This window comes from Priestia endophytica, assembly GCF_026790145.1.
Taxonomy (GTDB): domain Bacteria; phylum Bacillota; class Bacilli; order Bacillales; family Bacillaceae_H; genus Bacillus_I; species Bacillus_I endophytica_A.
The window spans coordinates 199558-220087 of sequence record NZ_JALAMS010000011.1 but is presented as its reverse complement, the minus strand read 5'-3'; the positions used below and the strand labels follow the sequence as shown (position 1 = coordinate 220087).

General features: G+C 37.5%; 24 protein-coding genes. 18 read left to right on the top strand and 6 right to left on the bottom strand.

The genetic code is table 11. The features are described from left to right. The first annotated feature begins 67 nt into the window (after window positions 1-67). Together MOC86_RS09555 and ggt are read left to right on the top strand one after the other, a co-directional pair. Window positions 68-1315 carry an MFS transporter gene (locus tag MOC86_RS09555; RefSeq protein WP_268583948.1) on the top strand — a complete coding sequence of 416 codons (1248 nt, stop codon included), beginning with the start codon at window positions 68-70 and terminating at the stop codon, window positions 1313-1315. Next, on the top strand, window positions 1312-2892 hold the full coding sequence (gene ggt, locus MOC86_RS09550) for a gamma-glutamyltransferase (RefSeq protein ID WP_268583947.1): 1581 nt from the start codon (window positions 1312-1314) through the stop codon (window positions 2890-2892). The genes MOC86_RS09555 and ggt overlap by 4 nt, the downstream gene beginning before the upstream one ends. Before the next feature lie 62 nt (window positions 2893-2954). On the opposite strand, the gene MOC86_RS09545 is transcribed toward ggt, so the two are convergent. After that, window positions 2955-3896 carry a DMT family transporter gene (locus tag MOC86_RS09545; RefSeq protein ID WP_268583946.1) on the bottom strand — a complete coding sequence of 314 codons (942 nt, stop codon included), beginning with the start codon at window positions 3894-3896 and terminating at the stop codon, window positions 2955-2957. 137 nt (window positions 3897-4033) lie between these two features. On the opposite strand from MOC86_RS09545, the gene MOC86_RS09540 reads away from it, so the two are divergent. After that, a complete protein-coding gene (locus tag MOC86_RS09540; RefSeq protein WP_243518598.1) occupies window positions 4034-4876 on the top strand; it encodes a TrmB family transcriptional regulator in 843 nt (280 codons plus the stop codon). A 336-nt stretch (window positions 4877-5212) separates the two neighbouring features. On the opposite strand, the gene MOC86_RS09535 is transcribed toward MOC86_RS09540, so the two are convergent. Further along, entirely contained in the window at window positions 5213-5407 is a 195-nt protein-coding gene (locus tag MOC86_RS09535) for a hypothetical protein (protein ID WP_268583945.1), read from the bottom strand. A 258-nt stretch (window positions 5408-5665) separates the two neighbouring features. On the opposite strand from MOC86_RS09535, the gene MOC86_RS09530 reads away from it, so the two are divergent. The 5 genes from MOC86_RS09530 to MOC86_RS09510 all read left to right on the top strand — a co-directional run bounded on the left by MOC86_RS09530 (window position 5666) and on the right by MOC86_RS09510 (window position 9364). Next, window positions 5666-5944, top strand: a complete 279-nt coding sequence (locus MOC86_RS09530; RefSeq protein ID WP_268583944.1) for a hypothetical protein — start codon at window positions 5666-5668, stop codon at window positions 5942-5944. Window positions 5945-5969: 25 nt separating this feature from the next. Then, window positions 5970-6371 carry a hypothetical protein gene (locus tag MOC86_RS09525; protein WP_268583943.1) on the top strand — a complete coding sequence of 134 codons (402 nt, stop codon included), beginning with the start codon at window positions 5970-5972 and terminating at the stop codon, window positions 6369-6371. Window positions 6372-6581: 210 nt separating this feature from the next. Next, complete coding sequence (locus MOC86_RS09520) at window positions 6582-7148, top strand: TetR/AcrR family transcriptional regulator (protein ID WP_268583942.1); 567 nt, start codon at window positions 6582-6584, stop codon at window positions 7146-7148. Window positions 7149-7189: 41 nt separating this feature from the next. Continuing rightward, on the top strand, window positions 7190-8635 hold the full coding sequence (locus MOC86_RS09515) for a DHA2 family efflux MFS transporter permease subunit (protein ID WP_268583941.1): 1446 nt from the start codon (window positions 7190-7192) through the stop codon (window positions 8633-8635). Window positions 8636-8860: 225 nt separating this feature from the next. Continuing rightward, window positions 8861-9364 carry a DinB family protein gene (locus MOC86_RS09510; RefSeq protein WP_268583940.1) on the top strand — a complete coding sequence of 168 codons (504 nt, stop codon included), beginning with the start codon at window positions 8861-8863 and terminating at the stop codon, window positions 9362-9364. A gap of 108 nt (window positions 9365-9472) precedes the next feature. Here the strand turns inward: MOC86_RS09510 and MOC86_RS09505 are convergent, their stop codons facing one another. Together MOC86_RS09505 and MOC86_RS09500 are read right to left on the bottom strand one after the other, a co-directional pair. Further along, window positions 9473-10678 carry a Gfo/Idh/MocA family protein gene (locus MOC86_RS09505; RefSeq protein WP_268583939.1) on the bottom strand — a complete coding sequence of 402 codons (1206 nt, stop codon included), beginning with the start codon at window positions 10676-10678 and terminating at the stop codon, window positions 9473-9475. A 157-nt stretch (window positions 10679-10835) separates the two neighbouring features. Then, entirely contained in the window at window positions 10836-11807 is a 972-nt protein-coding gene (locus MOC86_RS09500) for an LCP family protein (protein WP_268584096.1), read from the bottom strand. A 153-nt stretch (window positions 11808-11960) separates the two neighbouring features. Between MOC86_RS09500 and MOC86_RS09495 the strand changes: the two genes are divergently transcribed. Beyond that, on the top strand, window positions 11961-12173 hold the full coding sequence (locus MOC86_RS09495; protein ID WP_019392027.1) for a hypothetical protein: 213 nt from the start codon (window positions 11961-11963) through the stop codon (window positions 12171-12173). A gap of 58 nt (window positions 12174-12231) precedes the next feature. On the opposite strand, the gene lexA is transcribed toward MOC86_RS09495, so the two are convergent. Beyond that, a complete protein-coding gene (gene lexA / locus MOC86_RS09490) occupies window positions 12232-12855 on the bottom strand; it encodes a transcriptional repressor LexA (protein ID WP_019392028.1) in 624 nt (207 codons plus the stop codon). A gap of 161 nt (window positions 12856-13016) precedes the next feature. Between lexA and MOC86_RS09485 the strand changes: the two genes are divergently transcribed. The 8 genes from MOC86_RS09485 (at window position 13017) to MOC86_RS09450 (ending at window position 19177) form a co-directional block, all read left to right on the top strand. Then, entirely contained in the window at window positions 13017-13334 is a 318-nt protein-coding gene (locus MOC86_RS09485; RefSeq protein ID WP_268583938.1) for a cell division suppressor protein YneA, read from the top strand. 66 nt (window positions 13335-13400) lie between these two features. Beyond that, the gene (locus tag MOC86_RS09480; RefSeq protein ID WP_268583937.1) at window positions 13401-14072 is read left to right on the top strand and encodes a YneB family resolvase-like protein; all 672 of its coding nucleotides are present in this window, start codon (window positions 13401-13403) and stop codon (window positions 14070-14072) included. Between the two features lie 76 nt (window positions 14073-14148). Then, window positions 14149-14382 carry a DUF896 domain-containing protein gene (locus MOC86_RS09475; RefSeq protein ID WP_019392031.1) on the top strand — a complete coding sequence of 78 codons (234 nt, stop codon included), beginning with the start codon at window positions 14149-14151 and terminating at the stop codon, window positions 14380-14382. Window positions 14383-14567: 185 nt separating this feature from the next. After that, complete coding sequence (gene tkt / locus MOC86_RS09470) at window positions 14568-16574, top strand: transketolase (RefSeq protein WP_268583936.1); 2007 nt, start codon at window positions 14568-14570, stop codon at window positions 16572-16574. Window positions 16575-16722: 148 nt separating this feature from the next. Further along, a complete protein-coding gene (sirA, locus tag MOC86_RS09465; protein WP_234961792.1) occupies window positions 16723-17169 on the top strand; it encodes a sporulation inhibitor of replication protein SirA in 447 nt (148 codons plus the stop codon). An 81-nt stretch (window positions 17170-17250) separates the two neighbouring features. Further along, window positions 17251-17472 carry a YneF family protein gene (locus MOC86_RS09460; RefSeq protein WP_026009529.1) on the top strand — a complete coding sequence of 74 codons (222 nt, stop codon included), beginning with the start codon at window positions 17251-17253 and terminating at the stop codon, window positions 17470-17472. A gap of 210 nt (window positions 17473-17682) precedes the next feature. Further along, a complete protein-coding gene (locus MOC86_RS09455; RefSeq protein ID WP_268583934.1) occupies window positions 17683-17838 on the top strand; it encodes a hypothetical protein in 156 nt (51 codons plus the stop codon). Window positions 17839-18043: 205 nt separating this feature from the next. Further along, entirely contained in the window at window positions 18044-19177 is a 1134-nt protein-coding gene (locus MOC86_RS09450) for a site-2 protease family protein (protein ID WP_268583933.1), read from the top strand. A 249-nt stretch (window positions 19178-19426) separates the two neighbouring features. Here MOC86_RS09450 and MOC86_RS09445 read toward each other — a convergent pair whose 3' ends face one another. Then, window positions 19427-19621 (bottom strand): aspartyl-phosphate phosphatase Spo0E family protein, encoded by a 195-nt coding sequence (locus MOC86_RS09445; RefSeq protein WP_268583932.1) that lies wholly within the window; start codon window positions 19619-19621, stop codon window positions 19427-19429. A gap of 147 nt (window positions 19622-19768) precedes the next feature. On the opposite strand from MOC86_RS09445, the gene MOC86_RS09440 reads away from it, so the two are divergent. After that, window positions 19769-20479: a cytochrome c biogenesis CcdA family protein gene (locus MOC86_RS09440; RefSeq protein WP_243518638.1), complete on the top strand. Its 711-nt coding sequence runs from the start codon at window positions 19769-19771 to the stop codon at window positions 20477-20479. Window positions 20480-20530: the final 51 nt, after the last annotated feature.

Below are 20530 nucleotides of genomic sequence, written 5' to 3'. Positions count from 1 at the left end.
ATAAACCATTTGAGAAAAGAGCTGGATATAATTAATTCATAATTTTCAGAAAATAGAGGTGAGCGAAATGAAAAAAAACCATCCAGCTCTTGTTATCTTTTTATTCTTCTTAGGATGGGTGTTCATGTATGCAGATCGAAATATTCTTTCCCCTGTTATGGGTGATATTGGGGATAAGTGGAATTTAAGTCAAACAGAGCTCGGCCTTATGTCTACCGTCTTTTTTGCCTCATATGCGTTTATGCAAATTCCAACAGGGTTTTTAGCAGATAAGTTTGGACGAGTGAGAGTCCTTGTTACAGGTTATCTTCTTTTTGGGGTTGCTACATATCTAAGTGGAGCAGTCACAACGTTTGCTTTATTCCTTCTTATGCGTGCTCTTACAGGGTTAGGAGAAGGAACATACTATGGGTCACAGTATGGTATCTCTTCTAACATTACTCCGAAAAAATACCGAGGTCTTGTGTCAGCTCTTATTAACAGTGGGATGGCATTAGGAATTTCACTTGGTCTTATTGCGGCAAGCTATTTTACTTACACGTTAGATAAAGGATGGCAGTTTTCATTTTACTTGTTTGCCATACCAACTGTCATTGTGGCCATTTTAATTGGTGTCTTTGTTCGGGATGGCAATAAAGAAGAGAAAGTTTCAACTGCCGTTCTAACTGAAAACGTAAGCCTTAAGCAACTTTTTACTAAAAACCATATATGCGTCTATATTATTATCTTCTGCTCTCTTTACGGTTTTTTCGGAATGTTAACATGGCTGCCATATTATTTGCAGACAGCTCGTGGTGTTGATGGATCACAAACAGGCATTATTGCTTCACTTGTTCCATGGGCATCAATTCCAGGCGCCATTTTCTTTGGTTACATTTCAGATCGTGTGAAAAGCAAAAAGCCTCTTATTATCTCTCTAGCTGTTGCAGGAGCTTTCTTGCAGATTGTTATTCCTTATACAGAAAGTTATTCACTTCTCCTTACAGGGTTAGTCCTCTATGGCTTGCTTGGAAAACTAGCTCTTGACCCTGTCCTAATCTCATACATCGCAGACATTACACCAGCTTCTATGTATTCAAAGGTCTATGGCTTCTTTAATTTTAGCGGCATGCTTTCTTCCATTTTTGCACCTTATATTACAGGCTATTTTGCAGATCGAACAGGAAGTCTTGAGCTTGGTTTTTACTTATCTGGAGCATTATTACTCGTTGGCGCTGTCGCTTTTCTGTTCACAGACAAAGGGACAAAAGAAAGTCCAGTTTCACAACTAGCTGTGAAAAAGAACTATAAATCAGGGGAGGAAAACTTAATATGAATGAAGCAATTGTTGGAACAAAATCAATGGTCGTTAGTCCACATTATTTAGCCTCTGGAGCAGGAGATAAGATTCTTCAGCGAGGCGGGAATGCCTTTGATGCGGCTGTTGCGATGAGTGCTTGTTTAGCAGTTGTGTATCCTCATATGACAGGGCTTGGCGGAGATTCATTTTGGCTCATGAAGCAGAAAGAAGAGGGAAAAGTGCGCGCTTATAATGGAAGCGGCCGCTCAGGTCGTGAAGTGACAAGAGATAAATATCGGGGAGAAAAAGCAATTCCAACAAGAGGGATTAAAAGTGCAATTACCGTCCCAGGCATGGTTGACAGCTGGGATGCTGTTTTAAAAAAATACGGGACGATGTCACTAGCAGAAGTTCTTGAACCAGCCATCGGCTATGCCTTATTTGGCTTTCCATTTTCAAAAGATCAGCATGAAAACACGCTGAACAATTTAAAGTTATTTGAAGAACAGCCTGACACTGCTACTGTTTTCCTTCCGAATGGGCGTGTGCCAGATGTAAATGAAAAGTTCGTTCAAAAGAACCTTGCTCATACGCTAAAAGAGCTTGCTGAAAAAGGGCGGGAATGCTTTTATAAAGGAGAGCTTGGCAAACGAATTGTGAGGAGTCTTCAAGAAAAGGGAAGCTTATTAGACTTTGAAGATTTCGCTGAGCATCAAGGCGCATGGGTTGAACCTCTTTCAACAACGTATCGCGGTTATACGATGTACCAAGTACCACCGAATTCGCAAGGGTTTGTTGGGTTAATGACGTTAAACGTGCTAGAAAATTATGATTTACGATCTATCCCGCACGGCTCCTATGAATATTATCACCTGTTAGTCGAAGCATTAAAACGAACGTTCCAAGATCGGAACGAATTTTTGACAGATCCTCACTTCTCAGCCATTCCTCTTCAGAATTTGTTAAGTAAATCGTATGGAAAAGAAATAGCGAATGAGATTACTTTCGAAAAAACAAACGATGTGACAACACAGCCAATTGGAAATGATACAGCTTATGCCGCAGTTGTTGATGAACAAGGAAATGCAGTGTCATTTATTCAAAGCCTCTATTTTGAATTTGGCTCAGGTGTAATCGCAGGAGATACCGGTATCCTTATGCAAAATCGAGGATCATTTTTCTCTCTTGATGAGAATCATGTGAATACACTAGAACCAAAGAAAAGAACGTTCCACACCCTAATGCCCGCAATGGCTTGTAAAAACGGAAACCCTTCTATTTTATACGGAACACAAGGTGGAGAAGGGCAGCCGCAAACCCAAACAGCCCTTATTACAAGAATGATTGATTATGGAATGAATCCCCAAGAAGCGATTAGCTCTCCACGCTTTTTATGGGGAAGAACATGGGGAGAGGAAACACAAGAGTTAAAAATCGAAGGGCGCATTAGTGAGGAAGTGGAAAAATCGCTAGCTCGTGCTGGTCATCTTGTAAAAAGAGTAAGTGATTTAGATGGAGTAATGGGGCATGCACACGCAATTGTTATTGATGATCAAGGATTTTTACACGGTGGAGTAGATCCAAGGAGTGATGGAGGAGCGTTTGGGAGATAGAAAATAAATAAAAAAGACCGCTTAGCAGAGAATGACTACTAGGCGGTCTATATTGAAAGGGATTAACTTTTAGCTTTCCCACTTTTACTTTCTTTCATACTTAATACAACTCCGAAAATAACGATAATGCCTCCAATAATTTGAGCTGTGCGAATCACTTCATGGAGCACAATGACAGAAAAGATAACTCCAAAGATCGGAACAAGATTCATAAGCGTTACAGCGGAACTTGAAGATAATTTTCGTAAACTATAATTATATAGAAGAAAAGCGACAACAGAACAAAATATTCCAAGATAAAGAAGCACTAAAAATGATTCCATCGTCGGCATTTTCCAACTTGATTTTTCAATAAAAGCAACAGGAATAAAAGTAATCGCTCCTGCTAATGTTTGGTAAAAGGAAATCGTAATCATCGAATATTTTTTAACGACTTTACGTGTTGTAAAATTATAAAAAGCAAATACGAAACCTGCTAAAACTAAAATCACGTTTCCAAGTAGGGCATGCCCGCTTTCTGCTACATGCGGATTATAAGAAATTTGGTAAACCCCAATAAGTGCAATTAGAATGCCTATCCCTTTAGCCCATGAGATTTTAACTTTATAAAATATAAATTCAATAAGAGCGGTAATAGCTGGATAAGCGGCAATAATAATAGCAGCATTCGAGGCTGTTGTAAGCTCAACTCCGATATTTTCCATTGAAAAGTAAAGCGTTGTTCCTAATACACCACTTAGTGACATTACGCTAATGTCTTTAAGTGATGGAATTGTTTTGTCTTTTTTTAGGAGCATGATGATTCCTAAAATGATGGCTGCTACCATAAAACGTGCTGCACCAAGTGTAAGTGGAGAAAATGATGCATAAGCTATTTTTGTACCTACAAACGATGTACTCCAAAAGAGAACAGCAATAAGTGTAGCCATTATGTATAATGTAAGGCCTTTTTTCACTTTTTTTGCTTTCACTTTTGGTTCATACTGATTCAAAACCGTATCCATTCTACCCCTCCATTGAATCTAAAAGTAGTTGCTACAAATGTAGCGACTATATATAACTTATAATTATCGCCATTATCTGTCAAGGGCAATAATGATATAATAGCTCTAATAGTGCTCGGATAATGAAGGAGGAAAACATGAAAGTAGACATTATTAAAATTTTGCAAGATCTGAATTTTACAGAGTATGAAGCAAAAGCATATATAACGTTGTTAGAAAAATCACCATTGTCAGGTTACGCGATTTCTCTCAACTCAGGCGTGCCTCGCTCTAAAATTTATGAAGTACTTGGTGGCCTTGTTGACAGAGGGGAAGTCATGATAAGTCATGAAAACCCGGCTCTTTACACACCGCTTCCTCCACATGAGCTCATTAACTTGAAAAAAAGAAAAGCAGAAACATCGTTTGAAGTAGCAGAAGAGGCGCTTGAACATTATTCTTATGTTTCATTAAATCGAGAAAACATTTGGAACATTACAGGGCATGAAGCCATTATTAATCGTGCCAAAGAAGCGATTAAAGAAGCAAAAGGACGAATTCTCCTCGAAATCTGGATGGAAGATGCAGAAGAAATACGCAAAGAACTCGAAGAAGCGGCCGGGCGTGGTGTGCAAATCTTAATTGTTTCTTACGGCACACTTGGTTTTGATTTCGCGGAAGTATATGAACATGATGCAAGTGATGAAATTACTGAAGAATATGGGGGACGTTGGATTGTTTTAAGCGTTGATGATCAAGAAGTTGTGGCAGGCATTCTCTCACTTGGTGACGACAGCCGTGCTGCATGGACAATGCATCCAGGTCTTGTGATGCCGATTACAGAAGTGATTGTACATGACTTGTATATATACGAGATGATGAAAGAACATCGGGACACATTGGAAAAAAGCTTCGGTCCGAATTTGATTGAGCTTAGAAATCGCTTTAAGTTTGGCTCGTCTGGGTATAGTGTTGCAGCGAGATTGGGATTGATTGAATAAAGAAGGAGCTTCCGTTAGTTATTTAGCGGAAGTTCTTCTTTTTATATGTAGAAAAACAGTGAAAGTAAGCGCGAGACAAACGCAGGAGTTAACGGTTGAGATAAAGGAAGATGTAAAAAGGGGGGAATTGTTATTAACAAAAATCATGATAAGAATGGATAAAAGGGGCATTAATCCTGTAAACTTTTTCATTCTTTCTCCTCTTTTCCAAAAATATAAAAGGTACTATATTCTATTGTAGGGGAAATTTTAAACAAGAGCAAAAAAGGAATATGGAATGAATACGTCAAAGACAATTTTGAATGGTGAAGAGGAGGAGAATGATTCTATTGATGGCTATTCATCCCCCATTACTTCACCGAGCACAACCACAAGCAAGATTAACAAAATGCGAATGAGTTTGTCTTTGCATACTATTTTTAATAAAAGAGCTAAAACAATTCCAATAAGTGGTTCATCTTCAATGGAAATAATCACAATGATGTCCAAAAGAGAAATAACAAGACCAAGAATATCAAAGTCTCCGTTCATTTTACACCTCGCTTTTATAGTGTATGTGTCAGGGGGAAGTATGTGAAAAATGATGCAAATGGGATAGAGGGACAGAGTGTGAGAGAAATTTTATGATTGCAGCAAGTGGGCGCTTATAGAGAACGATGAAATCCTTCACTTAATATAATTAAAAATTATCTTTGTAAGTAATTTGAAAATATAATATGGTAAAATATGAAACAGATGGAATATAAAAACGTCATTTATTAGGAAGATTTTTTAGAGGAGTAATCATTAATGAAAAAAATGTTAAAACCCGTTTCAATTTTACTTTTTATCCTTCATTTTTTTATTTTATACTTGTGGCTTTTTGAATGGGAAAAGCTCTATACGGCTCCTTGGTTATGGGGATGGGGAATTTCAACTTTAGGAGGAGGAGTGATTTATTTTACTTACTACAAGAAGTCGACAGATCATATCGTATACAAAAAGCTGCTTCTTTCTTCAACTTTTACAATGGTTGCGATTGCGGTATTAAGCTTTTTAGTTGATAGTACAGTAGACTCTATGCCATAGATAAAAAATACATGGGAGCAATACAGTGAAGAAATATATTTTCCTTTTTATGTTTTGTCTACTAGTTGGACAAATGCTAGGCTACAAAGATATTCGTCATAAAGAATTGGAACGTTCTCTACACACGGCATTGCAGAGTGATGTTCATAATGTCAACATAGCATCTTTAACAGATTTCCAATGGGATAAAGCGTATGTTTTTCCACCATATACACCAGTTGAGGTGATGAGGAACGAGCTTGGGGTTCAAAGCTATAAGGATTGGAGTGGCTTAGGTTTTCGAGATGATATTAATTTGCTTGTATTTTTACATGGAGATCAAATTGTTCATTATGCTGAAATGAATATAAAAGATGGACACTTTGTTCAAAACGAGGAACTTTCCTTTACGCCCTCACACGCCACCCTGACTGTTCAAAGATTTTAGAACATATTAAGAAACATCTAGCCTAATTAAAAAAGACTAGATGTTTTATTTTTGCAAAATATAGTGGTATCTTTTGCAGGAAAATTCTTATATTAAAAGGTAGGGAAAATCATTTACGAATTTTTTCACAAAGTTGTTGACAGTCCAATCTAAAACCAATATTATTATATAGACCAATTGTTATAATTGGAGAAGGAAGGGTAGGATTGGATGAAGAAAGGGAACACAAAAGACGTCATCTTACATACGGCGTCTGAACTGTTTCAGCGTCAAGGCTATCATGGCACTGGACTAAACCAAATTATCGAGAAAAGCGGAGCACCAAAAGGATCACTTTATTATCACTTTCCAAATGGGAAAGAAGAAATTGCTATCGAAGCGATTAAATTAATGGGGCAACATATATTAGAGAGCGCCCGAGAAGACTTAAGCGAGAAAGACACAGCAATAGAAGCTTTTCAACATCATGTAGCAAAAATTGCGGATGTTTTTGACGGAAAAGCTTGTGTAGATGGACTGCAAATTGGTTTGATTGCTTCTGAAATGGCATCATCTCACGAGTCCATTCGTCTTGTTTGCAAATCTGCTTATGAAGACTGGCAAGCACTTTATACAGAATGTTTACAGCGATTTGATTTTGAAACAGAGCGAGCAAAAGAGCTTGCTGTTGTCATCAATTCGTTGCTTGAAGGTGCGTCTATTTTGGCACAAACAAATGAGAGCGGTTGGCCGCTTCGAGCTGCCGCAAAACAGCTGCCAGCTTTGCTTGTTCATTAACATATAAAAGAATTACGTAAGAGAGGGGAAAACAGATTAATATGAGTAATCAACAAAATGCAGCAGTGGATTCTAATATCAAAGCGCTGCCGATTATTACATCATTTCTTATTGCTGGATTTATCGGCTTGTTTAGTGAAACAGCCTTGAATATGGCCCTAAGAGATTTAATTACAGGGTTTGGGATTCATGAAACAACAGCACAGTGGCTTACAACAGGCTACTTATTAACATTAGGGGTACTTGTCCCAATTTCAGGCTTAATTTTGCAGTGGTTTACAACAAGACAGCTTTTTATAACATCGCTAGTGTTCTCTATTATTGGCACATTTATTGCAGCAATTGCTCCAACGTTCAGCGTATTAATGATTGCCCGTGTTGTGCAAGCGGTCGGAACAGCTTTGCTTTTACCACTTATGTTTAACACCATTCTAGTGATTATTCCACCACACAAACGGGGAAGATCAATGGGGATTATCGGGCTTGTGATTATGTTCGCCCCAGCTGTTGGGCCAACTGTTTCAGGCTTAATTTTAAAAACTTTAACATGGCACTGGATTTTCTGGATTTCACTGCCGTTACTAATTGTAGCATTAGTGTTTGGTGCCTTCTTTATGCAAAACGTTACAAAACCAACAAAGCCAAAAATCGATATTTTCTCAATCGTCCTTTCAACAATTGGGTTTGGTGGAGTCGTATATGGGTTCAGCAGCGCTGGTGAAGGTGGCGGCTGGGGAAGCTCAAACGTTATTTTTGCCATTGCAATTGGAGTTGTAGCGTTAGTTGCCTTCTCTATTCGTCAAGTGAAGATGGATAAACCAATGTTAAACTTGAACGCTTTTAAATATCCAATGTTCGTTCTTGGGCTTCTCTTAATTTTAGTTTGTATGATGGTTATGCTTTCAGCCATGATGATTCTACCATTATACTTGCAAACATCATTAGCATTAACAACATTTGCAGCTGGTCTTATGCTTCTTCCAGGAGGAATCATTAACGGAATTCTTTCCCCTGTTATGGGTGGATTGTTCGATCGTTTTGGCCCTAAATGGCTCGTTATTCCTGGTCTTGTTATTGTAGCAGGAACAATGTATGGTTTCTCAACAGTAACGCTTGAGACATCAACAGGATTTATTGTTGGATTACACATCGCGCTTATGATTGGTATTTCAATGATTATGATGCCTGCTCAAACAAATGGACTGAACCAGCTTCCACCTGAGCTATATCCAGATGGAACAGCAATTATGAACACATTACAACAAGTAGCAGGAGCGATTGGTACAGCGATAGGAATTTCAATCCTTTCTTCAGGAAGAAGAAGCTTCCTTGAAACAGTGTCTGATCAAAAAGATCCGCTCAACCAACTTCTTGCGTTTACAAATGGCGTTCAACATGCCTTTATCTTTGCGATTATCGTTGCTGTTATTGGTTTGGTTATCTCGTTCTTTATTAAACGAGTAAACGTTGAACAGCGCGCACATTAATAAAAAGCCGATGCTTATGCATCGGCTTTTTTGGTGTTTATTTAAGTATTAATATTTGATTCCTTTTAGAAGTATTGCTATAATCAAAAGGGAACAAACGTTCGTTTCAGTTACAAAGGTGAGCAAAGCGTTTAAAAACTTACTGAAAAAGGACATTTGAAAAACGAGAACGACCGTTTTAGAATGTGGTTTCCAAAATGAAAATTGATTATGGAGGTATTACATATGTATGTAACGATTGCAGACTTTATTAGAGAGTGGAATAAAGAAGCCTTATTAACTCAAAAGGTTTTAGATGGTTTGACAGACCATTCGTTAAAACAACAAGTTTATCCAGAAGGTCGTACCTTAGGAAGAATTGCGTGGCATTTCACAATAAATATTCCAGAATACTTAGCTCATTTCGGGTTGAAGATAGATGGAGTGGAAAAGGCAGGAAATGTCCCAACTTCCGCCAAAGAAATCGCTGAAACCTTTAAAAATGTAAGTTCTTATGCCTCCAAAGTCATTGAAGAACAATGGACAGATGAATCACTAGAACATATACAAGAAGCGTTCGGAAGACAGGAATCAAACGCTATGATTTTAATGGGATTAATTAAGCATATTATTCATCATCGCGGACAAGTTACAGTTTTGATGCGTCAAGCAGGACTAAAACCTTTTGGGGTTTATGGACCACCAAAGGAAGATTGGATTCGTTTAGGTATGGAAAATCCACCGCTTTAATAGTATGATGAACGGTTTGTTAGTAGGAGAATAAAGGAAACCCTTAGAAATGGGGTTTCCTTTAATTTTGACTTATTATCAACATTAAAAATGTAACAGATCCGTTATTTATGAAAGGTGTCTATCTAGAAATTCGCGCATATTTACGACTTTTCCGCTTTGGATAGATTCATCAGCAGCGCTTGCGACTGCAATAGACCAAAATCCTTCAGCAGGAGTGGCCGCTTTTGTGTTTTTTCCAGCAATTGCATCAACAAATGCCCTATGTTCATAGTACGTTCCGCCGTTATGACCACTATTTTGAATGATTTCAGGATAGCATGGAGTAGTAATCTTAGCAGGAGCGCTTTCTCCACAAAGCACTTCTAAATGTGTAGATGGTTTATGATAAGGAAGAAAATCTTCATTTTCATATCCATATAGTCTTCCACGGTCTCCGCACAGCGTTAAATCTTCACGGAAAAGGGGAGAGAACATGCACAAATTAAAAGAAGCATGTATTCCATTTTCATAAATAATGATGGCGTTTGCATGATCTAATATATCAGCTTTCTTTCCTTCATATTGAAAGTCTTTAAAATTGATAGCGTTTCCACCTGTTGCATAAACAGAAAAGGGTTTAGCATCTGCAAATAGATTTAATAAATCAAAGTAATGGCAACATTTTTCAATAAGAGTCCCGCCTGAAAGTTCTGAAAACTTATTCCACTGCTCGACTTTATCTAAGAAAGGAAGGCGGTGTTCTGTCATCATCATCGTTTTTATATTTCCAATTGAGTTGCGCTCTTTTGCCTCATAAAGGACTTCTTGATAAAGCGCTTTGTAGCGATATTGCAAACCAATTTGAAAAACGTTCTGATAAGACTCAGCCCATTGTTGAATGATCCATGCATCTTTCATCGTAGTTGCCATTGGTTTTTCAAGTAAAATATGTTTTCCGGATTTCATTGCTTCTTCCACAATTTCTTTATGTGTATAATTTGGGGTACAAATAATGAGTCCATCAACATCAGGATCTTCGCACGCTGCTTTTAAATTATCATAAACATGTACAACATGACCCCGAAAGTTTTCCTCAATCATATGAAGGGATTCTTTGACACTTTTTTGGTTAGGATCATATATGCCATGAACTGAAGCACGTCCTTCTAACATTGTTGCTTTAAAATGCTCATGCCCAATCATCCCGGCACCAATAATGTTAAATTTATAAAGAGGTGTTTCGTTTTTATAAATGTGTTTGTCTTTTTCACGCAAATAGTTGCTGTTTAGAAAACCCGAAAAAAAGGTGCTATGACGTTCAAATTCCCCCATATCCATGCCTCCTGTTTTTTAGAAACTCTCATTAAAGTATAAAAAGCATTGTTAGAAAATACAACAGAGGTTATTTATGTTCTTATTAATATATGTTCTAAAAGATTAATTAGTATAAAAAAAGACTCACATTATGAAAATGTGAGTCTTCCTTCATTTAATCAAGAAACTCTTGTAGAGCTTTTTTATTTTCTTCTTTATCAATACTTAACACAGCTCCAACGTCTTCACGGGCATTTTCAAATGTACCGTCAAGAGGGAGGCGAAGTGTTTTAACTTCCTTTGTACTTCCTGTAGCAAAGTCTTTTCCAAGGAGTAGAAGTGTTTTTTGATCAATGTTTGTATCAACATACGGATCTGTAAGGCCGAGCAATTTTGGAAGTTTGAAGACACTGCCAATGCTTGCGGCTTCTTTTTTCAGTTTTGTTAGCACTTCTTGCTGACGTTGAACACGTCCAAAATCGCTTAAACTATCGTGACGGAAGCGAACATAGCCCAGAAGTTTGTCACCATGTAATGTTTGTTTTCCTTCATGAAGGGTCATACCAATACCAGAAGACATTTCTTCTTCAACGGTTACGGTAATACCGTCTGGAGCAATCGCGTCCACGACTTTTGGGAAGCCTTGAAAGTCTACGACAGCATAGTAGTTAATATCAACACCGAAGTTTTCTTCAATTGTTTTACGTAAAAGCTCAGGTCCTCCAAAAGCAAAGGCAGAATTTAATTTTTGTTTTCCGTGTCCTGGAACGTCAACATACATGTCTCTCATAAGGGAAACGATTTTAGGTTGTTTTGCGTCTTGATCATAGTGTGCAATAAGGATGGAATCTGTACGAGCGTGATTTTCACCTCGTGAATCACTTCCAAGCAAAAGGACATTCATTTTTCCGTCATTAGGAAGTGAGCCATTAAAGTCATCATAAAGCTCTCCGTCTTTTGCGAAACTTCCATCTTGAGCTTCAGAGAGTCCTATTTTATATTGAATAAAGCTATAAATTCCTCCAGCGACGACTACAAGAAGGATGAGCGCTAGAATAATGCGGCCCCATCTTGGTCGACGTCTTCTTTTTCTCTTTCTTGTTCTTTCGGTTCTTTCCAATGTGCTTTTCACCACTTTCTCTATCATGATGCCAGTAGCATTTGTACTCTTAAGCAAACATTGTATCAAACTTTTCTTTGTTTGGCATCTCAGAAGAGAAAGAGTGTAATCAGATTTCTTGCGCGCATTCTTTCTGCTAGTGTATATTAGGATATACTTTATAGGAAAGGAGAGGGGAAAATGAATCGTTATTTATTTCAATATGAAGTGCTTTCGCTAAAGAAAGAAGGAGAATTTAGCGTTGTTGCGCAAAGTGAAGAAGAAGCAGCATCTCAAATTCTAGAGCGCGTGGCAGATATTGAGTTCACAGATGAAGATGATGTGAAGATTGGCAAACTGATCAAAGTTATTGAAGCAAAAGATCATTATTACGAGTGCGAAGGTTGTACATGATCACTACATAGCGTAAAAAATCCCTCTTTAAATAAGTAAGAGGGATTTTTTACGCCTTCTAATGAATCGAGCGATATACGCCAATAACTTTTCCTAAAATTGAAACATTGTTCAAAATAATAGGAGCCATTGTGGCGTTTTCAGGTTGTAAACGAATATAGTTTTCTTCTTTAAAGAAACGTTTTACTGTTGCTTCATTTTCTTCTGTCATGGCAACAACAATATCGCCGTTGCTTGCTGTTTGTTGTTGTCTCACAATTACCATATCGCCATTTAGAATTCCAGCTTCAATCATACTATCTCCAACAATTTCAAGCATAAATACGTGCTCATCAGGAGCCGCATATTTATCAGGTAACGGAAAATATTCTTCAATGTTCTCTATAGCTGTAATAGGCTGTCCTGCTGTTACTTTACCAATAACCGGAACATTAATAACATTATTTTTTTGAACATCGTTTGTTTGATCTAAGTCCAGAATCTCGATTGCACGCGGTTTTGTAGGGTCACGTCGAATTAATCCTTTGCTTTCAAGGCGAGCTAAGTGCCCGTGAACCGTTGAGCTTGATGCAAGTCCGACTGCTTCACCAATTTCGCGTACTGACGGGGGATATCCTTTAAGTTTTACACATTCTTTTATATGACTCAAAATCTGTTGCTGTCTCTTCGATAACTTTGTCATTGGGATTCACCTCAAATCTAGCTCAATCTTACTAGGATTATAACATGGTTTTTTCATAGATACAAACATAAGTTCGAAAAAAATCCGTTGACAATAAAAGAATGAAAGAGATAAAATAAGAACGTATATTCCGAACATACATTCTTGAAGGTGGGAAAAAGATGAAAAAGAGGACTAATTCACTTACATACTATGTCACATTTTTTGCAGGACTTGCACTTTTTTCATTTATTATATTAAACGTGTCAAAAGAGCCAGAGCTTGATCAATATGCTATTGTTACCGTTAAATCAGGTGACACGCTTTGGGGATTAGCGAACGAGTATCACGGGAATCATCAGCTTTCAATTGTTGATTTTATAGATTGGGTCGAGAAGCAGAACAATATAGAGAAGAAAGATCTTAAAGAAGGCGAAGAAATTTATATTCCAGTTTTAAAAGAAAAACTAAACAATGCACTTGTTGCTAAAACACAGTAATAGATCCTTGCTGTTTTCTTTTCTTTCGTGAAATAATAGATTAAAAACACTGTGTAGGGGCGAAATATGAGAGCGATTATTTATTGTCGGGTAAGCACGGAAAAAGAAAGTCAAACAACATCATTAATAAGGCAAAGAGAAGAGTTAGAAGAGCTTGCTAAAAAGCACGATTTTGAAATTATAAAAGTTATTGAAGAGCGTCATAGTGGATATGACGTTGAACGTGATGGAATTATTGAAGCACTCACTCTTTTTCAAGAAGGAAAAGGAGATGTGCTTCTTGTACAGGATGATACAAGACTTGGACGTGGCAACAGTAAAGTAGCGCTTATGCATGAGCTGAAAAAAGCGGGTGCTAAAGTTTATACGTTGAATGAACAAGGTGAGCTTTATTTATCTGAAAGTGACACAATGGTTTTAAATATTTTAGCTGCTGTTGAAGAATATCAGCGCCAAATTGTTCGTTTTAAAATTAAGCGGGGAATGAAGAGAGCTGTAGAAAACGGATATAAACCTGAACTAAACTTAAAAAATAGAACAAGCGGTGGACGAGACAAAAAAGAAGTTCCTATTGAAGATATTATAAGACTTCGCGCTAAAAAGCTGACGTTTTATGATATTGCTTTAACGCTAAGAGGATTAGGGTATGATGTTAGCAAAGCAACAGTTCATCGTCGCTATCAGGAACATATGAAAGAACAAGAAGAGAATGAAAAAATGGACATTGAAATAGAATAAGGTAACTTACTTGCTAATTTACCCTCTCTTTTGTACGATATGTACATAAACGAGAACTTTTTATAAGGAGAATACAATGTTATCAAAAGATAAAATTGCTCGAATTAATGAGCTTGCAAACAAAGCAAAAACAGAAGGTTTAACAGAAAAAGAAGCTTCTGAACAAAAAAATTTACGACAAGAATATTTACAAACTTTTCGTAAATCAATGACCAATTCTTTACATTCCGTCAAAATTGTCGATCCAGAAGGCAATGATGTTACACCGAAAAAGCTAAAAGAGAGTCAAAAACGTAACAAATTAAATTAATGGGTTATCATAAAAAGGTTAGAGGAGAAATAGTGCTATACTCTGACCTTTTTGTGTATTTTATGAGTGAAAACAGCGTTAATGAGAAATGATATAATTGCTATTGAATTGTTGTACAAATCAAGGCAATATTAGTATGATAGAGTTATTATTAGATTTTTGTTAGCAGAAAGGAAGGAAAGAAAATGTCACAACGTATTGAAGATTTATCAGTCACTACTATTCGCACACTTTCTATTGATGCAATTGAGAAAGCAAACTCAGGACACCCTGGAATGCCGATGGGCGCAGCTCCAATGGCATATGCTTTATGGACAAAATTTATGAATCATAATCCGAAAAACCCTGAATGGTTTAACCGCGATCGTTTCGTGTTATCAGCAGGTCACGGATCAATGCTTCTGTATAGCCTTCTACACCTTTCAGGCTATGATCTATCAATGGACGAAATCAAAAACTTCCGTCAATGGGGAAGTAAAACGCCTGGACATCCAGAATACCGTCATACAGCTGGTGTTGAAGCAACAACAGGTCCACTAGGACAAGGTATCGCAATGGCTGTAGGTATGGCTATGGGTGAAAGACATTTAGCAGCAACTTACAACAAAGAGAACTTTGACATCGTAAACCACTATACATATTCGATTTGTGGAGACGGAGACCTTATGGAAGGGGTTGCAAGCGAAGCTGCTTCACTTGCTGCACACTTACAACTTGGTCGTCTTATCGTTCTTTATGATTCTAATGACATCTCATTAGATGGTGAACTTGATCGTTCATTCTCTGAAAACGTAGAAGATCGTTTTAAAGCATATGGATGGCAAGTTATCCGTGTTGAAGACGGAAACAACATTGAAGAAATTAATGCGGCGATTGAAGAAGCACAAAAAGATACAAAACGTCCAACATTAATTGAAGTGAAAACAGTAATTGGTTATGGTTCTCCAAACAAGTCTGGTACATCAGGTGTTCACGGTGCACCACTTGGTGAAGACGAAATGAAGTTAACAAAAGAAGCTTATCGCTGGACATTTGAACAAGATTTCCATGTGCCTGATGAAGTGTACGAGCATTTTGAAAGCACAATTGTTCAAAAAGGACAAGAAAGCGAAGAAAAATGGAACAAGCTTTTTGCAGAATACAAAGAGCAGCATGGTGAGCTTGCTGAGCAGTTTGAAAAAGCTTTAAAAGGTGAAGTAGACGTAGACTGGAACAGCATTTTACCAAGCTTTGAGGCTGGTAAAGAAGTTGCAACACGTGCATCTTCAGGAGACGTGCTAAACGCGATTGCTGAAAACATTCCATCTTTCTTCGGCGGCTCTGCTGATTTAGCTGGTTCAAACAAAACAACAATTAAAAATTCTGGTGACTTTACAGCAGAAGACTATAGCGGACGTAATATTTGGTTCGGTGTTCGTGAATTTGCGATGGGAGCAGCTTTAAATGGTTTAGCTTTACATGGCGGTTTAAAACCATTTGGCGGTACGTTCTTCGTATTCTCTGACTATCTTCGTCCAGCAATTCGTCTTTCAGCTTTAATGGGAACACCTGTAACATACGTGTTCACACATGATAGCATTGCTGTTGGTGAAGATGGTCCAACACATGAGCCTGTTGAACAACTTGCATCATTCCGTGCAATGCCTCATCTTTCTGTATTGCGTCCAGCAGATGCAATGGAAGTTGGAGCAGCATGGCGCTTAGCAATTGAATCTACTGATCAACCAACAATGCTTGTGCTTACTCGTCAAGGTTTGCCAACGCTTGATATTACGCACGAAGAAGCATACGAAGGCGTTTCAAAAGGTGCTTACGTCGTTTCTCCTGCACAAAAAGAAACAGCAGATGCGCTTTTACTTGCGTCAGGTTCTGAAGTAGGTTTAGCTATGAAAGCACAAGAAGAGCTTAAAAAAGACAATATCGATGTTGCAGTTGTTAGCATTCCGTCATTTGATCGTTTTGAAGCTCAATCAGCTGACTATAAAGAAAGCGTACTTCCAAGCGCTGTAACAAAACGTCTTGGCATTGAAATGGGATCTTCATTCGGCTGGCATAAATATGTAGGCGGAGAAGGCGAAGTTCTAGCAATTGACGGTTTCGGTGCTTCTGGCCCAGGAGAAAAAGTATTAGAAGAATACGGCTTCTCGCCTGAAAATGTTGTAGCTCGCGTGAAAAATTTATTAAACGCATAAAATCTACAGTAATGAAAAAAAGACTGTCGTTATGACAGTCTTTTTTTCAATTCGACAAAACAAGTGCTTCTCCTCGTCAGCGATAGACAAGCCTTTTTTCTTTTTCCCTTTATAATAATAGGAAAAGACGCAAAGGGGAGAACAAGCGTTGAGAACTTATGAACTCTATTCAATTAAAGAGCCGTTTTGGACTCACTACGGGGCGAGACCAGAAATGATTGGCGGTCTTTTAAAGGAATATAAACATAAAGAGCATGTTTATTATAAAGAAATTGAAAAACAGGTACGCTATATTACAAACCTTGTGCCGGTTTTAGAAGTGCGCGAATATTTGCGAGATGGGTTTGCAGGGCTTCCTCGTTTTCGGGTATTTATGAGAGGATCACTTCTTGTATGTCAACAAAACGGAAGTGAAGCTGCTCTTTGCATGAATGATCATCTTATGATTTTACATGCAAACGGCCCGTATAAAATAGAGCATCTTGTGTTAAAACTGTTAGCAACGTATGATTCTCGCTATTTTATTACAAATTCTGAAAACGGACACTACAATTGGTTGAAAAGTCCTGTTGAGGACCAAAGAAAATTTGGGTAAAATAGAGAAATTGTAGATGAAGTGTTGTATAATAAAATGTGTTTTAGTACACTGTAATGTAGACAACATGAAGGAGGAAATATAACTATGTGGGTACCCATTCTAGTTGGTGTTCTAGCATTACTTGTTGGAATAGCACTAGGATTTTTCATTGCTCGTAAGTATATGATGAGCTACTTAAAGAAAAATCCACCAATTAATGAGCAAATGCTCAAAATGATGATGATGCAAATGGGCATGAAGCCGTCGCAAAAGAAAATTAACCAAATGATGAAAGCTATGAACAGTCAAATTGACAAGTAATTTGTTTTCATCTTTACAAAGGACAAGCATTTGGTTTGTTTCTCGATTGTGAAAGCTACCATAATAGCGGAATCCGTCTGAAAATCACTTTTTCTATTGTACAGTATCACAATAGAGAGGGTGGTTTTTTTATGTTAAAACAGTTGGAGATATATGGTATTATAAGGGTGGTTGGATATTTTTAACTCGAGTATGTAAAGGGGGAAGTAGATGGGAAGCTTTGCTATCGGAGATGCTATTTATCAACTATTGATGATGATTCTTCTTGCCATTGTAGGCTTTATCATACAGTTCACCTTAAAGATGATAAAGCAACAAAAAAAGAAACAACAACATTTAGCACGATTAGAACAGAAAATAGACTAATTATCTGAGAAAGTTGACCGAAAAATGTAAGTCTAGAAAGAAGCATCCATTCTCTCCTATATTTTTCTTTTTTTGAAAACCTTTGAATGGAACAAGGAGAAAGAAGGAGAGAGAACGAAACATAACATAAAAGATACCTGTCTCACTTCGTTTAGAGAGTAGAGCATATGAAAGATTGAAACTAAAACTGGAGGAATGGAAAAGAGTGAACACGTTTAAATTTCCGCTACCTTACTTTGTTTTATTGATCATTTTCACTTTCATTACTTATGTTACGTTTGATTGGGGGATTTTTGTCGTTATTGGAGTGCTCCCACTTCTTGCTATTTTACTTGCTGTTCTTTGCCATGAGCTTGGTCATTTCTTATTTTGTAAAGCAAATGGTTATACATTTGAACGTTTTGTAATTGGTCCTCTTGTTGTATCTAAACAGAGGGATAAATTCCAAGTGACAGAGAACAAGAGCTGGGTTAACTGGGGTCAAGTTGTGATGACGCCAGGGATGTCTGAATATGAAAAAATGAGAAAGAGATATATAGGTTATTTTTTGTCAGGAAGTATGCTTAATGTTCTCGTCTTTATCGGGGCCTTTGTAGCTTTCTTCATAAACGGCTCTTTCTTCTCTATCCTTCTTGGCCTTTCTAATCTTGTTGTAGCTGTTATATCGCTTACACCAGCAACATATCATAAAGAGTATTCTGATGGGTATAGTCTTACTCTTTTATTTAAAAATGACAATACGAGTCGCCTCTACGCGAATATGATAAAAGCTCGTCACTATTTAGAAAGTGTGGAGAAGGTAACAGAGCTTCACAATGAGGCTTTCTCTAAAATGAAAAAAGAGTTGTTAGATCAAATGAAAACGCTTGATAAGGATAATAGTGTCCAGAGTGATTTAGTTTGTCTCACAATGCTTTATATAAGTTCTTACTATCTTCTACAAGAGCGATACCGAGAAGGGGCAGGACTCTTAAAGAAAGCTTTCTCCTCCTCTTTTGAAAGTATATACAAACGTCAGCTTCTCGCTAACTATCTTTTTATGCAAAACATGATTTATGAGTATGAGGAAGTTTATGAGGAAGAGGGATCACTAGACGATAGAAGTGAGCGAATTTCTTCCTTAAAAATCAAAGCATGTTTTCATCAAAGAAGCGGTCAACGAAAGCTTTCTGTTCAAACGCTTAATAAAGCCTTACAGCAAGTTGCATTTGTGAAAAGTCCAGCAATGACAGGAGAAATAGAAACAAAGCTTTTACAGAGTATGAAAGGGAAAGTAACGGATTTTTCAACTTCTCATAAGGAAGAATACGCTTCCGTAAGTGAAGTGCATAAAGTGTAGAGAGGAGACGCCTCTTTTGATGGCTGACAACAGGGATAGGATGAAAGAGATGAGGGAAAGCCTAGAAAGCGCAATGCTCTAAAACAAGCGCTTTGCGTCCTGCTCTGCACTTATCTTCTTTGAGTAGTTCATAGTTTGTTTCCTTTCTTATCGTAAAGATATCAAAAAAGAGAAGGGCACTAGAAAATATCTTTAAAAAAATAAAGCACGTTCTCGGACTTTAGACTTGTCAAGCCGTGAACGTGCTTACTATTGAAACATCTTTTTGCTGTAATTCATTGTGTGAAGGTGTTGCTCATATAATTTGTTATATTGATTAAGTAAGTGATCGAGTTCCTGACTTCTGTGAAGAGCAGGATCTGAATTTAATCCTGTGTGTTGAACAATTTTTGCTAGCTCTGATCGTTTTTTTTCGATTTTCAGTAACATTTCCTGTTTTGACACGCTTATTGTCCTTTCTCCTTAAGGTTGTTTTTATTATACTAGATTATGGAATTCAAGAAAAGGAATTCAGGGCATTAAAATAAAAATTGTTAGATATGGTATTTTTATACTACATGTAAAAGTAGAGCAAAAGGAGGAGGAACATATATGGTTTCTGATATTAATCTTTTCCTTGCCTTTGGCGCAGGTGTTTTGTCATTTATTTCTCCTTGCTGTCTACCATTATATCCAGCCTTTCTTTCTTATATAACGGGGGTTTCAGTTGAAAAATTAAAAGAAGGAGAGCGATCTGGACGGAAAATGGCGATGGTTCATACGCTTTTCTTTATTTTAGGTTTTTCCGTCATTTTTATTGCCCTTGGGTTTGCCACATCTCTTGTTGGAACGTGGTTTCATAACTATCAAGACTTTATTAGACAAATAGGGGCGATTTTCATTGTGTTTTTTGGGCTGATTGTGCTTGGTATTTTAAAACCTACTTTCTTAATGAAAGATCGAAAACTTAGTTTTACAAAGAGGCCAAGCGGGCTTTTAGGTTCGTCTTTAATTGGTGTTGCCTTTGCAGCAGGATGGACACCGTGTACAGGGCCTATTCTTGTATCTGTTATGGCGCTTGCTGCAACAAATCCAAGTTCAGGGCTCCTTTATATGACAGCATACGCTCTTGGTTTTTCAATTCCTTTTTTCCTCCTGTCTTTCTTCATTGGAGGAGCGAAATGGATTAAAAAATATAGCCGCCACTTCACAAAAGTAGGGGGAGGCTTGATGGTAGCAATGGGGGTTGTTCTTTATTTTGACTGGATGACAAAAATAATTGTGTACTCTACAAGTCTCTTTGGAGGGTTCCAAGGGTTTTAATGGTGGAAAGCGTTGAAAAAGGTCTTATTGGTTGGTAGAGTAAAACATAGA